Genomic DNA, 16,237 nt, shown 5'->3' on the forward strand with positions numbered 1-16,237 from the left:
CGCGGCTACTGCCAGGTCGTCGCCGAGGCGGTGCCCCACCCGACGATCTGGGCCTGGAGCTGGTACGCGTGGTTGTACCCGCCGTGCCAGCAGCCCAGCTGCGTCGTCCTGCCTGCGGTGATCTGCCAGGTCGCGCCTCCGGCGAAGCGCTTGCCGTTCTCGAGGCAGTTGACCTGATAGCGCCCGGACGGGAAGTTGTCGCTCACCGTGACCGTGAGGTAGTAGCAGACGTCGGGGTTGCAGTTGCCCGAGTCGGCGCCGCGCCCCGTGGTCGCCGTCACCGGCGGAGGCGGCGGCGGGCTGTCGGTGGTGCGCGACGCGTTCGCGACGTCGGACACCTGACCTTCCGTGTCGACCGCCCGCACTCGCAGGCTGTGGGTCTGGTCGTATCCGTTGCCGTAGGTCGCCGACCCGTTCGAAGCCGCCACGTTCTGCCAGCCGCCGCCGTTGTGCGAGATCTGCAGCCGGTCGATCGGCCTGCCGTTGGCGGCCGGCACGGTCCAGTTGAACCGCACCGACTGGCCCAGGTTCGTGGCCGACAGGCCCGGCGTGTTCACCGGACCGAACGGCTGCACGCCGCCAGATTCCGCCGACGGGTCGCCGTCGTAGCGCACGCCGTCGAGGCTGGTGTACGCCCGCACGCGGATCTTGTACGTGCCGTTGTTGGGCACCCCGTTGGTGATCGTGTTGGACGTGCCGCCCCAGTTGCCCTGCCAGGCACCGCCGTTGACGGAGTACTCGTAACGGATCTCCCCGGCGTTCGCGCCGTTGCCGGCCGCCGCGGTGTAGGTGACGGCGATCTGGTTGTTGCCGGGCGACGCTGCGGTGATGGTCGGAGCACCAGGCGCCACGAAGGCACGGCGCGGCGCCGACTGGCCGCTGGGCTCGCCCCAGCCCGCCTTGTTGTGCGCTCGCACGGAGAACGTGTAGTCCGTCGTGTCCGTGTCGACGGTGATCGCCTGCGTCAGGGTTCCGCCTGGCACGGCGACGGTGTTGACCACACTGCCGCCGCGCAGCACCGAGACCTCGTACTGGTCGATCGCGTCGCCGTTGGCCTCGGGCGCTGCCCAGCTGACCTGCAGCTGCGCCTGAGCCCCGACCGGCGAGTTGCGCGCCGTTGTGGGCGCCGCAGGCGCCGCCGGCGGCGCTGCAGGGATCATCGACTGCGAGTACTCGCTCCAGCTCGACGGCTCGATGGCGAGGTTGTGCGCGCGCACGCGCACCTGGTAGTCGACACCGTTCTCGAGGCCCTCCCAGGTGAGGAAGTTCCCGGTGACGCCCGCCTTCTGCGTGATGCCCGACGGTGGAGCCGGCGAGATCTCGAGGGTGAACGTCTTGACGGGGGAACCCGGGGTCGGCGGCGTCACCCAGGTCACGCCGAGGCTGCGGTCGCCGAAGGTGAGCGTCGGCGGCTGCGGGGTGTCGGGGCGCGCGTCCGGGCGCGCGACCTCGGACGGCAGCGACGGGTCGGAGTCGGCGACGCGGTTGGTCGCGACGACGGTGAAGGTGTACTCGGTGTTGTTCGTGAGGCCGGTCAGGGTGCAGGTCGTCGACGGGCACTGCTGCGAGAACCCGCCGACGGGCGAGCTGACGGTGTAGCCGGTGATCTCGGCGCCGTTGTCGGCGGGCGTCGACCAGGAGAGCACGACAGTGCGGTCCTGGGCGCTCGACACGGTGGGCTTGCCCGGCGCATCGGGGCGCCCCTGCACGGTGAGCCGGATGCGTCCCTCGACCTCGCGGTCGGCATCCTCGGTCACATCCTGGATGCGGTAGCGCACGACCATGGTGCCGAAGAACGCCGAGTCGGGCGTGACGTCGACCTGGGTGCCCGCGACCGCGACCGCGCCGTCACCCGACTCGATCTCGGCCGAGAGGATCTTCAGGTCGTCGCCGGGGAACGGGTTGAAGTCGTTCTCGAGCACCGGGACCGAGATCGTGTCGCCCTGGTGCGCCTCGGCGATGATGTCGTCGTTGGCCGTCGGGAGCGGACGGGTCGATGCCGTCACGGTGACGACGACGTTGCCCTCGATGGGGTCGGTGACGCCGTCGGTCACCCGCACCTTCAGCGTGGCGGACGTGCCCTTCTTGGTGCCGCTGTCGGCGCTCACCATGAGCGTGTCGCCGTCGACTGCGGCCGTGAGGCCGTCGGGCGCCCGCCCGACGAGCGTGTAGTTCATCGACTCGAGGTCTTCGGGGTCGGGGTCGCTCGTGAGGGCGAGCAGATCTATGCCGGTCGCCTCCTCGCCGGGAGCGACGGTCATCTGACCGTTGACGAACGTCGGCGGCTGGTTCGCCGGGGGCTTGACGGTGATCGGGATCGTCAGCGTCGCCTTCCGGCCCTCGGGGTCGTCCGGCCCGGTGCCGTCGGTCACCTCGAACGTCACGGCATCCTGGCCGAAGTACTCGGCGGCCGACGTGTACGTGAGCGTCGTCTGGTCCTTGACGAGCGACCCGCCATCGGAGTGGGCCGCGCTGACCTTCGCGACCTCGGTGATGACCACCTTGCCGCCACCGGCGGCGCGCACGTGGTCGGCGAGCGGGATCTCGGTCGGCTCTCCGCTGACGACCTCGACCGGCTCCGTGGACGTGAGGGTCGGCGGCAGGTGCGCGAGACCCGGCACACGGATGAACGCCGAGGTCGACTGGTCGTCGATGTCGGTGATCGTGTACATGATCAGCTGGTTCTCGTCGGCCATGGTCACCCGCACGGTGCCGTCGCCGCGCACGTCGGCCTCGCCACCGGGCACCGTGACGGTGAGCGCTGCGAGCGTGCCGTCGGGGTCCTCGTCGTTGGCGAGCACCTCGACGTCGACCGTCTCGCCCTCGATGTCGACGGCGCTGACGGCGTCATCGCGCGCGATGGGCCGCTTGAGCGGCACGTCCTCGTCGACGCTCACCTGCAGCACCGCGGTGGCGCGGGCGCCGCGCTCGTCGCGGATCGAGTACTGCAGCGACGTCTCGACCGGCTGATCGGGCGAGGTGACGACGACGCGGTTGCCCTCGACCTCGGCCGTCAACCCCTCGACGTCGGGGAGCACGAGCGAGTCGCTCAGGAGCACGATCTGGTCACCATCGGGGTCGGAGTCGTTCTCGAGCACAGGCACGGCGACTTCGCGACCGGGTCGCATGACCACCGAGTCCTTGCCCGCGTACGGGGCCTGGTTGAGCGCCTCGGCGCCGGCGATGCCGACGCGGATCGACCCCGTCGCCTCCTTGCCGAGCCGGTCGCGCACCCGGTAGGTGAACGCGTCGACGCCGACCGAGTCGCCGAACGCCTCGTAGGTGAGATGGTCGGGGCCGGTCTCGGTGATCCTGCCCTTGGACGGCGCCGAGGCGAGGCCGATCAGCTCGACGGAGTCCCCGTCGGCGTCGATGCCGTCGAGCGGCACCGAGATGTCGACGGTCGAACCGCTCAGCACGCGCGCGGTCAGATCGCGCGGGCGCGGTGCGGTGTTGGTCTCGGGGTCGAGCGGAAGCACCTGAATGGTCACGAAGCCCGCGTCGAACTGACCCGTGGTGTCGACCGCGTCATAGGTCGCGTAGACGGTGCCCGGCTCGTCGCTCGCGCGGAAGCGGATCGTGTCCTGCGACACGAACATCTCGCCCTGCTCGGGTTCGATCAGCGGCTCGACCAGGTCGGGCGCCACATGGATCGTGTCGTTGTTGGGGTGGTAGTCGTTGGCGAGCACCGGGATCGTCACCACATCACCCGCGCGGACGATCGCGGTGTCGTCGTTGGCGACCGGAGCGCGCAGCTGAGAGGGCGCCGGCACGGGGATGACGACGACCTCGCCGTCGGCGGTCTGGGTGCCGTTCGAGATGCGGTAGGTGATGCGCACCTGCTCGTCGAGCGCCGCGTGGTCGGTGATGCGCAGGGTCTCGTGGTTGAGCACCGCGGCCGAGACGCCCGACGCGGGATCGACGGTCACGGACTGCACGACGAGGATGCCGCCGCCGGGGTCTGTGTCGTTGGAGAGGACGTTGACCAGCACCTCGCCGCCGCTCGGGAGCAGCGCGACATCGCGCACCGCGATCGGCGGGAGATCGGACTCCTCTGCGGGCACGACGTCGATGCGAACGATCCCGGTCACGGCGTTGGGTCCTGCCGAGACCTGGTACTGCACGTAGTAGACATCCTCGATGTCCGACACGAAGCTGAAGGTCTCGTTCGGGTAGTCCGGGACGATCGTCGTCCGTTCCACGTCTTCGACGCGGGCGAGGCGGAGCGACTCGCTCCCCGATGCTGTGTCGTTCGTGAGCGGCGCCACCGTGACGGTCTCGCCGACACGGGCGACGACATGGTCGGCGTTGGTGATCGGAACGGTCGACCCGACCGGGCGCACCTCGAGGCGCAGGACGCCCTCGGTGAAGCTCTCGCCGTCGGAGACGATGATCACCACGTCCTTGCGACCGACGGCGCCCGAGATCGCGCGGTAGGTGATGCGTCCGTCCGACGTGAAGTCGGCCTCGTCGCCCTGCTCCGCGATGACGCCCTGGAGGAACACGTCGTCGCCGTCGGGGTCGATCCAGTCCGGCAGCACGTTGTAGCTGACGGTGCCGCCGGTCTCGACGGTCACCGGCGTCACGCGCCTCTGCTTCGGCGCGGCGTTGTCGTCCCAGCCGCGCACCGTGAGCGTCACGCGTGCGGTATCGGTGCCACCGCGGCCGTCGTCGATCTCGTACTCGAACGACTCGGAGCCGATGGCGCCCTCCGGAACGGCGATCTGCAGCGCGCCGCCGTTGTTGATCGGCTGGATCGCGCCGAGGGACGGGTCGTCGCCGACGACGGAGGCGACCAGCACGTCGCCGTCGGGGTCGCTGTCGTTGTCGATCACGGGCAGCACGGTGGTGCGGCCCGGCCGCACGCCGAGCTTGTCGTCGGTCGCCACGGGAACGGTGTTCTCGTCGGTGCGCTCGGGGAGCGTGGTTTCGACCGTCTCCTCGGTCGTCTCCTCGTCGTTCTCCTCGGAGTCGCCCTCGGGCGGAGTGATGTCGTTCCAGTTGTCGACCTGACGCAGGTCTTCCGCCGCCATCCACGCGCTGCCGCCGATGATGTCGTTGAGCACGATCACGTCACGATTCACACGGAAGCGCATCTGACCCGCGGAGTCCGCACCCGGCACCTGCTGGGAGAGGTCGTCGGCATCGCCGATGCAGTCGCGCACGAACGTCGCCGACCCCGACCACACGCCGTACGCGCAGCCGCCGAGCGACACGGGCTCCGCCGGCGTGCCTTCACCGTCGGCCGGTGTCGACACGGGCTCGGAGCCGTCGAACGGAACGCTCACCAGTGCGGCCGGTGTGGCGACGATGACCGCATCCGATCCGTCGGACGGCTGCTGCACGCGCGCGCCCTCGGCGCCCTCGATCGTGGTGTCGAGTCCGCCGCTGGACACCAGCGTGCCCGACGCGGTGTCGAGCACGACGGCGGTGTTGCCGACCACGGTGACCTGGAGCTCCGCCTTCTCGGGGATCGACCCGAGGGAGGAGCGCTTCGGCTCGCTCGCCTCGCCCTGCGCGTCGACCTCGACGGTGACGAGCTCGCGATCGGCCGCCGAGGCGGCGTAGACCGTGCCGTCACGGCCGACCGTCGCGACGGCACCGGCGCCGAGCTCGGCGAGGGGCTCCTGCTCGGCAGGCGAGAATGCTCCGAGGCCCGCTGCCGGAACGACCCAGAGCCGCCCCTTGTCGCCGTCGAGGATGGAGATGGTCTCGGCACCGAGGGCGACGGAGGAGTTCGCCGGGATCTCGGCACTGTCGGAGAGGATCACCAGCGCCGGGTCGACCGTCGTCGCGGTCGACTCCTCCGGATCGACGAGCACGACCCGGTCACCCGCCTGCAGGATGTCGTATTGCTCCGAGACCGTGCGGAAGCCGCCGTCGAGCAGCTCGGACTCGTGGTTGAAATGGCCCACGAGGAAGCTCGACTGCTTCGTCACCCACACGCCGCCGTCATTGAGGTCGACCTCGGTCGTCGGGTTGCCGTCGTAGACGAACGCCATCGTGGTGACGGCGAGCGCCGCCACGGTCACGACACTGGACGACACGACCGTCTTGCGGCGCGCACGCAACCACGCAAAGGACCTCATGGGGGACGCAAGCCTCCTACGGCGACGGCTGTCGTGGGACGGCACGAGCGCGCCGACCGTGGGGATCGGACACGCCCGAGATGTGGGGATTGCGAACAGCCTAACCCGATCTCACAGGGAATCCACATGGGGACAATCCCCCATGCGCCGTCACGATCCGATATTCACCCGGCGTCGAGCGAGCACGCCGAGGAAGACGAGTCCGAACGCCCCCAGCCCGGTCATCACGAGGGATCCGGCGGCGAACCACCCCAGGGCCGTCTGATCCGTCAGGGCGGCCAGCAGCAGGTCGAGCCCCCACCCGGTCGGGAGACGCGACTGCAGGGTCGTGAGAAGCGGCGGCACCGTCGAGGCGAGGCCGGCGGCGAGTGCGACGAGTGCGATGGCGAGGGCGATGAGGCGCCCCGCTCCACCGAACGCAGCGGCGAGCCCCTGATTGGCGAGGGTGAACACGGCGCCGAGATAGACCGCCCCCACCGTGAAGGCGAGCCACTGCATCGGTGTCACCGCGGTGCTCCCCAGCACGACGAGGGCGACGACGAACCCCTGCGCGGCGCCGAGCGCAGAGGGCGTCGCGACAGCGCGCAGGGCTATGGCCCCCGATCGCGCACCGGTGAGCAGCATCCGCGTGGGCACCGCCTGAACGCCCAGAGCGATGACGAGGCCGCCCAGCCAGAGGGCGAGCATCGTGAACAGCGGCACGGACTGCACTCCGGCACCGCCCGGCGCGCCGGCGAGGTCGACCGGACGAGCGACCACCGACGACAGCGTCGCGATGTCGGTGTCGCTGTAGGTCGGGATCTGCTCGGCCGCCTGCCCGAGGCCGTCGGCGAGCTGGACGGCCCCCGCATCGACCTGCTGGGTGCCGCCCGCGAGCTCGCTCGCACCGTCGGCGAGAGTCACCGCGCCGTCGCTCGCTGACGCGGCACCCGCCGCGATGTCGGTGGATGCCGCGGCCGCAGCGTCCACCGACGCTGCGAGCGGAGGCATGGCGGCCGCGAGCGCGTCGTCGCCGTCCGCGACCTGTCGCGCTCCGGCGTCGAGAGCATCGACCTGCTCGACCACAGCCTCGAGTTCCGCGAGCGTGGCCCCGGCGCGGTCGCATGCGCGCCGAGGCGTCTCGCAGAGCGCCGTGACGACCGCGGCGAACTCAGCCGCGACAGCATCGAGTCGACTCGACGCGGTGCCGACGGCGGCGGCCACGGCATCCGCCCCACGTGCGACTTCGGCGGTCTGCCCCGGCAGGCCGGCGGTGAGCGCGGCGAGCTCGGTCAGACCGTCCGCGAGCGAGGCGGTCCCGCTCTCGAGCGAGGCGAGGCCGTCCGCGAGACCGGCGGTCCCCGCGGCGAGTTCGTCGGCCCCAGCCGCTGCGGAGGCGGCGCCCGTCGCGAGCTGCTGCGCCCCTTCCGCGGCATCGCCGATCTGTTCGTCGATCGTGTTGAAGCCCGTGTAGACCTGCCCGAGGTATCGCGAGATCAGCTGGGTGTTGAGGGTGTCGACCGCACTCTCGGTGACGGCCGTCGTGAGCGCGGGGTCGAGCCATGCGGATGCCGGCGTCGTGACGATCTCGACCGTTGCGCGCACCGCATCCGCGGCCGGCCCGCTCATCGACGTCGCGTTCGCCGAGAAGTCGTCGGGGATCGTGACGATCGCCGCGTAGCGTCCCGATGCCAACCCCGCAGCCGCCTCGTCGGCATTGGTGAGCACCCAGTCGAGCGTCTGCTGCGTCACCGACCCGTCCGGGCCCTCGAGGTCATCGCCCGGCGAGGCCGAGGGCGACGGCGAGGCCGAGGGTGAGGGCGAGGAAGACGACGAGAGCGCGGGCGCGGGCGAGGAGGACGACGCGGTCGGAGTCGGTGACGGATCGGACCCGCCGGCCGCCGGGTCCATGAGAGCCGCCGCGAACTCGCGGCCGAGCGGGATCGTCTGGCCGTTCACCGTGACGGGCACGTCGTCGTTCACGATCGCGGCCGTCACGCGGTCGAGGTTCGCGACCGGCATCGCGAGCGCCCACGCGAGGATGCCGCCGATGAGGAGCGGTGCGACGATCAGCCCGACCACCGTGAGACGCCCCGGGCGCTCGGAGCCCGAGGTCGCGGAGAAGTCACGGCGCACCATCTCAGCGCGTCCCCACCAGGTGGTGTTCGAGCCCGATCGACACGATCGGAGCTCCGTCGGGTACGAGATCGGCGCCGCCGTCTTCCTGTCGGCACGCGAGCACGATCGTCAGGTGCGAGTCCTCCCGCCGGCTGCGCGCGATCCCCGCGCGCAGCGCCGCCCGCACCCCGGGGTCGGAGATGTCGTCGACCGCATCGAGCATCAGCACGGCTGGCGCACCGCGCAGGGCGTCCTCGAGCGCAGCGACGGCGCCCGCGGCGTCGCCGAGGTGCACGTACGACGTGCGCGCACGCAGCGAGCTCGCCCGGACCGGCAGGACGAGCCCTGCGACCCGCAGCCTCACCGCCGTGGCCTCTGCCCGGCCGCCCAGCGCCGCCAGGAGCGCACTGCGGTGCGCCGGCTCGCCGCCGTGGACCAGGAGGACGCCACCCGCCGGCACCATGGCATCGACGGGTTCGGAATCGACGCCCACGACACGCATCCGCTCCGCCGCGATCGCGATCGCGATCCGATCGCCGCCCTCCGGCCAGCCGTCCAGGGCGAGCTCCTCGGCGAGTCCTTCCCCTTCGACGTCGAAGCTCGGCAGCAGGCGGTCCATCCAGCTCGGCATCCTCCACGCGAGCTCCCCGCACAGCACGAGGATCGCGGGGACGAGCGCCATCCGCACGATGAACGCATCGATGACGACGCCCACGGCGAGGCCGAACGCGATGGGCTTGATGTTCGCATCGCCCTCCGGCACGAAGGCCGCGAACACGGCGAACATGATCGTCGCGGCCGCGGTGACGACCCTGGCCGATGCCGCGAACCCGCGATCGACGGCCTCTTCCGCGTCACCGTGGTGGACGTAGTGCTCCCGCATGCGCGAGACGAGGAACACCTCGTAGTCCATCGCCAGCCCGAAGAGCACTCCCATGAGGATGATGGGCATGAAGCTGACGACCGCGCCGATGCCCTGCACATTCAGCGGGCCGGCGAGGAAGCCGTCCACGAACACGAGGCTCGTGAGGCCGAACGCCGCGGCGATCGACAGCACGTACCCGAGCGCCGCGGTGACCGGGACGATGATCGAGCGGAAGACGATCGCCAGCAGGATGAGCGAGAGCCCGACGACGACGATCCCGAAGGGCAGGAGCGCGCCGGCGAGCCGGGCGGAGATGTCGATCGCGGCAGCGGTGTATCCGGTGACCGAGAGGTCGACGCCGTACTCCTCGGCGAAGTGGTCGTGCATCGATCGGAGGGTCGCGACGAGCTCCTCGGTCGCCTCGGAGCTCGGCGAGCCAACCGAGATCACCTGCACGATCCCGGTGTCGCCCGACTCGTTCGGGGTCGCGAGCGGAACCGACTCCACACCCGGCACCGTGCTGATCTCGGAGCCGAGATCGTCCATCAGCGCAACCGGGTCGGAACTCTGGATCACCGAACCCGTCACGAGCAGCGGACCGTTGTACCCCGGGCCGAAGTTCTCGGTGATGAGGTCGTACGCGATCCTCCCGGGAGTCCCCTCGTCGAGCGAGCCTGCGTCGGGGAGGGCGAGGCGCAGGTGCGCGGCGGGCAGCGCGAGGGCGCCGAGCGCGACCACGATGAGTGCGATCGTGATGATCGGCCATCGCGTGACGGCGCGGACCCAGCCCCAGAAGAACCCGCGGGGTCGATCCGTGGGCTGCGCGGGTTCGAGGCTCGGGTCGAGGTCCTCCTCGGCGGCCTCTTCCGCCTCGGCATCCCGCGCGACGGTGGCGTCGTCGACACCGTCGCCGGCCGGATCGTCGCCGCCATCGCCTGCCGTGGCCGCCCCGGTGTCGTCCGCGACGGCGGGGCGGTGCGGGCGCAGCCGTCTCGGCAGCACCCGCCATCCCGCGAAGCCGAGCAACGCCGGAGTGAGGGTCAGCGAGATGACGACCGCGATCGAAACGGCCATCGCCGCCGCGAAGCCCATGGTCGTCAGGAACGGGATGCCGGCGACCGACAACCCGGCGAGCGCGATGACGACCGTGGCTGCGGCGAAGACGACAGCCGACCCCGAGGTCGCAACCGCGCGAGCAGCGGACTCCTCGGGTTCGATCCCACGCGCGAGCTGCTCGCGGTGGCGCGCGAGGATGAACAGCGAGTAGTCGATGCCGACGGCAAGACCCAGCATGAGCGCCAGCAGGGGTGTCGTGGAGGTGATCGTCAGGAACCGGGTCGCCGCCAAGACGATCGAGAGTGAGGCCCCGACGCCGAGCAGCGCCGTGAGCAGCGGGAGTCCCGCCGCGACGAGGGCCCCGAAGGTGATGAGCAGCACCACGAAGGCGATCGCGATGCCGAGCAGCTCGGTGATGCTGATGCCCGTGGAGCTCTGCGAGAAGAGCTGACCACCCACGGCGACCTCGCTCCCCGCCGGAAGTGCGGCTTCGAGCGACGAGCCGGCATCCTGAAGCGCAGCCGACGTCGTCGGAAGAACCGCGCTCGCGGCCACCGACAGCTGGATCGGCACGAGCACCGCCGTGCCATCGGTGGAGATGCCGGCCGAGGAGGACGAGGAGTAGGGCGATGTCGCCGCCAGCACCTGCGGGATCCCCGCGATCCGGGTCACCGCGGCCTCGACCGCGGTCTGGAACGCCGGGTCGGTGACGTCGCCGCCCTCCGGCGCGACGGCGATCAGCTGCGCGGACGTTCCCGTGACCTGCGGGAAGGTGCGAGCGAGCGAATCGAGAGCCTCCTGTGACTCGGTCCCCGGAATGGCATACGTGTTGTTGGTGCCCATGCCGATCGATCCGGCGACCGCGAAGAGCACGACGAGCGCGCCGGTCCACACCAGCACCATCCGCACCCGCGCACGGAAGGCCCAGCGACCGAGCGCGTACAGGGCTGACGACACGCAAACCCCCCTCGCTCGCGGACGCCGCCGACGGCCCCTTCTCAGGGCGCGAAGTCGCACGGTGGCCCCAGAGTAGGACTGTCGTCGGGCCTTCACAACGGGATCGGTGCCCGGCGGCCGCGGCCTCTACTCGGGCGAGTTGCCGGTGTCGCCGCCGTGGTCGAACGGCGAGACGACGCCCTCGTATGCGAGGTGCGAGACCATGCCGAGCGCGGCGTGCTCGAGGTTGTGGCAGTGATCCATCCAGATTCCGGGGTTGTCGGCGACCAGCGCGATCCGCCACACCTGCCCCGGCCCCACGGCGAACGAGTCGACCCACAGCGCTCCCTCGGGCGCCTTCCCGTCGACTTCGAGCACGAGCGCGCGGTGCCCGTGCGGGTGCATGGGGTGGGTCTCGTACCCGCGGTTGACGATGGTGAGCGCGACGATGTCGCCCTCACGCACGACGGTCGGCTCGATCTGCGGGAAGACCGCCCCGTCGATCGTGTACGCGTACGCGGGGCCGTTCGCGGTGAAGCGCGGCAGCCGGTCGAGCACGATCGTGCGATCGACGTCGAACGGGCCATCCGCCCAGTCGGGGAGCGGCGCGCTCCCGTAACGGAGTGGATCGAAGGATGCCGTCGGCGCGACCCGTGCGGGCTCGGCGGCGCCGTCGGCGGTCACGAACGAGAGGCGGGCCGACCGCGAACCGGTGTCATCGATCCGGGCACCGGTCGACGGCATCCTGAATCCGATGTCGACGCGACCGCCCGCGGGGATCGACACCGACTCCGCGTCGAGGTCGCCGGGATCGGCGATCTCCGACCCGTCGATCGCCAGCACCCGGAACGCCGTTCCGCTCACCGCGACGGCACGGGTCACCTGGTCGGTGTTCGCCAGGCGCACGCGCACCTCGGCTCCCGGTGCCACGACATGGGTCGCCACCTCGTCGGTCGCCCCCATCACGAGCCGGCCGGCGAAGGTGTGCAGCGGCACCGCCAGATCGAGGTCGGGCGGGGCGGCACCGTCGTCCGGATGCACGACGAACATGCCGTACAGCCCTTTCACCACGCCCGTGGATGCGGCCTGGTGCGTGTGGTACCAGTAGGTGCCGGGCTGATCGGCGACGAAGCGGGAGGTGAACGAGTCGCCGGGGGCGACGGCATCCTGGGTCACTCCGGCGACGCCGTCGTCGCCGTTGGGCACCGCGTACCCGTGCCAGTGCAGGGTGACGCCCTCGGCGATGTCGCGGTTGTTCAGCACCACCTCGACGAGGTCGCCCTGCGTGGCTTCGATCAGCCGGCCGCCGAGCTCGCCGAACGTCCACGCGGTCACGCTGTCTCCTGAGGGCAGCTCGTACGTCCCGGCGCGGGCGTCGAGCTCCACCCTGACGTCGGCCGCCTCGGTGCGTTCTTCGCGGAGCTGCGTCACCGACACCGGGTCGGTTCCGGGGAACCCCTGCACCGGATCCTCCCCCGTGACAGCCTCATGGCCGTGGGCTGCGGTGTGGATGGGGTCGGGACCCGCGGCGCCGAGGGCGGTGAACGCGACCGACACGACCAGCACGCCGGCGACGCCGGCGGACACGACGGCGAACGGACGGCGCGACGCGGGGCGCACCACGACGAGCGCGATGATCGCGATGGCTCCGAGTGAGAGCGCCCACGCGGCGGCCGCGGTCCACCCCGAGAACGGCGCGCCGATCACGAAGGCTCCGAGCAGGCCCATCGCCGCGGCGACGACGCCCGTCCAGGCGGAGAGGCGGGTGGATGCCGATGCTCGCCGGCGGGCATCCACCCGCAGGTCCGCGATACCCGAAATCGCGAACCAGACGGCGCCTCCGAGAGCCAGAGGAGCCGCGAGCACCACACGGTCGGCGGCGAACGACCAGTGATGCGTCCAGAGGGCCGCCGTGGCGGCGATGCCGCCGGCGACGGCGACCATCGCGCCCAAGGCCGGCGCCCACCACGCGGGTGAGCGGACCGGTCGCGACGAGGTCGCCACCGTCGCCCAGAGCGCTGCGCTCGCCACCCCCAGCGTGAGCGCGACGATCTGGGCGACGGAGGCCGTCATGGTGTCAGGGCGCGGGCTGGGCCGCGGGCGCCGTCTGCGCGGCGTCCGGCGCCGCGGCATCCGTCGCAGCGGCATCCGTCGCAGCGGCATCCGTCGCAGCGTCACCGGCAGGTGCCGACGCCTTCTCCCGCTTCGGCGTGCGGAAGGCGAGCACGAACGCGCGGCGGATGATCAGCCCCGTGACGAAGAGGATCGCCACACCGTTGAGGGCGTGCAGACTCACGGTCATCGTCGCGGCGAGCGGGATCTCGGCCGACTCGGGTCCGACGCCGAAGATGAGCCCCGTGATGATGAAGATCAGCGTCTGCAGGATGAGCAGGCCGAAGGCGAGCACCGTGAGCCAGATCGTCTTCTTGCCTGCCCGGGCGATCGCCGCCGTGATGATGGAGAGGAGGAAGAGGATCGGGAGCACCATCCGGCCGTTCATCGCGTGGACGATGAACAGTTCGTCCTCGGGATGGCTGAACACACCCAGCCCCGCGAAGTAGAACTGCAGGACGACGCTCGCAACCGCGAGGATGCTGACGACGAAGAACACCTTGCGCATGACGCACTCCGATCCGTGGATGTCGCTCGCGCGGACGACTGGGTGTCGGTGGTGCGGGCGGTGGCGGCGGGAATCCCCTTGTGGACGAGAGAGGCTCCCGCCGCCACGGTGATACATCTACGCGAAGCCGGTATCCGTGCGGTATCCATCGCCGCCGTCGTGCGCCGTCGCTCCCGGACTCCCGCGGGATCGCGCGGTCGTCAGGCGCCGACGTACTGCTTCAGGTGCCGCGCGGTGAGGGTGTCGGCCGACGCGACGAGGTCGGCGGGCGTGCCCTCGAATACGATCCGGCCGCCGTCGTGCCCGGCGCCGGGGCCGAGGTCGATGATCCAGTCGGCATGCGCCATCACCGCCTGGTGGTGCTCGATGACGATGACGGTGTTGCCTGCGTCGACCAGGCGGTCGAGCATCCCGAGCATGTTGTCGACGTCGGCGAGGTGCAGACCCGTCGTGGGCTCGTCGAGCACGTAGACCGCACCCTTCTTCGCCATCGAGATCGCCAGCTTCAGGCGCTGACGCTCGCCGCCCGAGAGGGTGTTGAGCGCCTGCCCGAGCGTGATGTAGCCGAGGCCGACGTCGACCATGCGCAGCAGGGTCGCGTGCGCCGGACCCTTGGTGATGAATTCGGATGCCTCGGCCGCCGACATCGCGAGCACTTCGGCGATGTTCTTGCCGTCGAGGGTGTACTCGAGCACCTCGTCGCTGAAGCCCGATCCCTCGCACAGCTCGCACAGGGTCTCGACCGACTGCGTGAAGCCGAGGTTCGTGATGATCACGCCGAGACCCTTGCAGGCGGGGCAGGCGCCCTCGGAGTTCGCGCTGAACAGGCCCGGCTTGACGCCGTTCGCCTTCGCGAACGCGGTGCGGATGGCGTCGAGCACGCCCGTGTAGGTGGCGGGGCTCGACCGTCTCGACCCCTTGATCGCCGACTGGTCGACGACCACCACGTCGTCGAACGCGGGCACGTTGCCGTGGATGAGCGACGACTTGCCCGATCCCGCCACACCCGTGACCACCGTGAGCACGCCGAGCGGGATGTCGACGTCGACGCCGGTGAGGTTGTGCTGCGTCGCCCCGCGGATCTCGAGCGCTCCGGTCGACGCGCGCGTGCCGGCCTTCAGCTGCGCGCGATGGTCGAGGTGGCGGCCGGTGAGGGTGTCGGATGCGCGCAGTCCCACGACATCGCCCTCGAACTGCACGGTGCCGCCGGCGCGACCGGCGCCCGGGCCGAGGTCGACGACGTGGTCGGCGATCGCGATCACCTCGGGCTTGTGCTCGACGACGAGCACGGTGTTGCCCTTGTCGCGCAGCTGGGTGAGCAGCCGGTTCATGCGCTCGATGTCGTGCGGGTGGAGCCCCGCGGTCGGCTCGTCGAAGACGTACGTGATGTCGGTGAGGCTCGAGCCGAGGTGGCGGATCATCTTGGTGCGCTGCGCTTCGCCGCCCGACAGCGTGCCCGACGCGCGATCGAGGGAGAGGTAGCCGAGCCCGATCTCGATGAACGACGCGACCAGCGCGCGGATGCTCTGCATCAGCGGCCCCACCTCGACGGCGTCGACCGTGGCGAGCCAGGCGTCGAGGTCGGAGATCTGCATGGCCGCGGCATCCGCGATGCTGATCCCGCCGATCTTCGATGAGCGTGCGCCGTCGTTGAGGCGCGTGCCGCCGCAGTCGGGGCAGGGCAGGAACTTCACCGCGCGGTCGACGAACGCCCGGATGTGCGGCTGCAGCGCCTCGCGGTCCTTCTGCAGGAACGACTTGGTGATCTTGGGCACGAGACCCTCGTAGGTCATGTTGATGCCGTTGATCTTGACCTTCGTCGGCTCCTTGTAGAGGAAGTCGGCGCGCTCCTGGTCGGTGTAGTCCTCGATGGGCTTGGCCGGGTCGACGAACCCCGACTCGGTGAACCCCTTCACCATCCAGCCGTCGGTGTTGTATCCGGGCACCGTGATCGCGCCGTCGGCGAGCGACTTCGTCTTGTCGTACAGCTCGTCGAGATCGACGTCGCTCACCTCGCCGAGACCCTCACAGCGCGCGCACATGCCGCCGGTGATCTCGAACGAGCGGCGCTCCTTGACCTTCTTGCCGCCCTTCTCGAGGGTGACCGCGCCCGCGCCGCTGACCGAGGGCACGTTGAACGAGAACGCCTGCGGCGAGCCGACGTGCGGCTGACCGAGTCGGCTGAAGAGAAGCCGCAGCATCGCGTGCGCGTCGGTGGCGGTGCCGACGGTCGAGCGGGCGTTCGCCCCCATGCGCTCCTGGTCGACCACGATCGCGGGGCTGATGTTCTCGAGGGCATCGACCTCGGGGCGGTTCAGCTGCCCCATGAATTGCTGCACGAAGGTGGGGTAGGTCTCGTTGATGAGCCGCTGCGACTCGTTCGCGATCGTGGCGAAGACGAGCGACGACTTGCCCGAGCCGCTCACCCCGGTGAACACCGTGAGCCGGCGCTTCGGGATGTCGACGTCGACGTTCTTGAGGTTGTTCTCGCGTGCCCCCACGACCCGGATGAGCTCGTGCGAGTCGGCGACGTGGGATTCGGATGCATCGGCCATGCGAACAGTCTGCCGGGGA

6 protein-coding genes are annotated in these 16,237 nt (G+C 70.6%); all 6 read right to left on the bottom strand.

The features are described from left to right. Window positions 1–5: 5 nt before the first annotated feature. Window positions 6–6,089 (bottom strand): Ig-like domain-containing protein, encoded by a 6,084-nt coding sequence (locus JOD63_RS13120; RefSeq protein ID WP_045274471.1) that lies wholly within the window; start codon window positions 6,087–6,089, stop codon window positions 6–8. 150 nt (window positions 6,090–6,239) lie between these two features. Beyond that, entirely contained in the window at window positions 6,240–8,207 is a 1,968-nt protein-coding gene (locus JOD63_RS13125) for a YhgE/Pip domain-containing protein (RefSeq protein WP_045274472.1), read from the bottom strand. 1 nt (window position 8,208) lies between these two features. Then, window positions 8,209–11,064 (bottom strand): MMPL family transporter, encoded by a 2,856-nt coding sequence (locus JOD63_RS13130; RefSeq protein ID WP_045274473.1) that lies wholly within the window; start codon window positions 11,062–11,064, stop codon window positions 8,209–8,211. Window positions 11,065–11,190: 126 nt separating this feature from the next. Continuing rightward, window positions 11,191–13,116, bottom strand: a complete 1,926-nt coding sequence (locus tag JOD63_RS13135; protein WP_052682332.1) for a multicopper oxidase domain-containing protein — start codon at window positions 13,114–13,116, stop codon at window positions 11,191–11,193. A gap of 4 nt (window positions 13,117–13,120) precedes the next feature. Further along, window positions 13,121–13,663: a DUF6220 domain-containing protein gene (locus JOD63_RS13140; RefSeq protein ID WP_045274474.1), complete on the bottom strand. Its 543-nt coding sequence runs from the start codon at window positions 13,661–13,663 to the stop codon at window positions 13,121–13,123. Window positions 13,664–13,863: 200 nt separating this feature from the next. Beyond that, a complete protein-coding gene (locus JOD63_RS13145) occupies window positions 13,864–16,218 on the bottom strand; it encodes an ATP-binding cassette domain-containing protein (RefSeq protein ID WP_045274475.1) in 2,355 nt (784 codons plus the stop codon). Window positions 16,219–16,237: the final 19 nt, after the last annotated feature.

It is taken from the genome of Microbacterium terrae, assembly GCF_017831975.1.
GTDB classification, from domain to species: Bacteria; Actinomycetota; Actinomycetes; order Actinomycetales; family Microbacteriaceae; genus Microbacterium; species Microbacterium terrae.

Excerpts from the sequence above, each read along its gene's own strand:
- JOD63_RS13120 (WP_045274471.1), bottom strand. The coding sequence starts at position 6,089 with ATGAGGTCCTTTGCGTGGTTGCGTGCGCGCCGCAAGACGGTCGTGTCG.
- JOD63_RS13125 (WP_045274472.1), bottom strand. The coding sequence starts at position 8,207 with ATGGTGCGCCGTGACTTCTCCGCGACCTCGGGCTCCGAGCGCCCGGGG.
- JOD63_RS13135 (WP_052682332.1), bottom strand. The coding sequence starts at position 13,116 with ATGACGGCCTCCGTCGCCCAGATCGTCGCGCTCACGCTGGGGGTGGCG.
- JOD63_RS13140 (WP_045274474.1), bottom strand. The coding sequence starts at position 13,663 with ATGCGCAAGGTGTTCTTCGTCGTCAGCATCCTCGCGGTTGCGAGCGTC.
- JOD63_RS13145 (WP_045274475.1), bottom strand. The coding sequence starts at position 16,218 with ATGGCCGATGCATCCGAATCCCACGTCGCCGACTCGCACGAGCTCATC.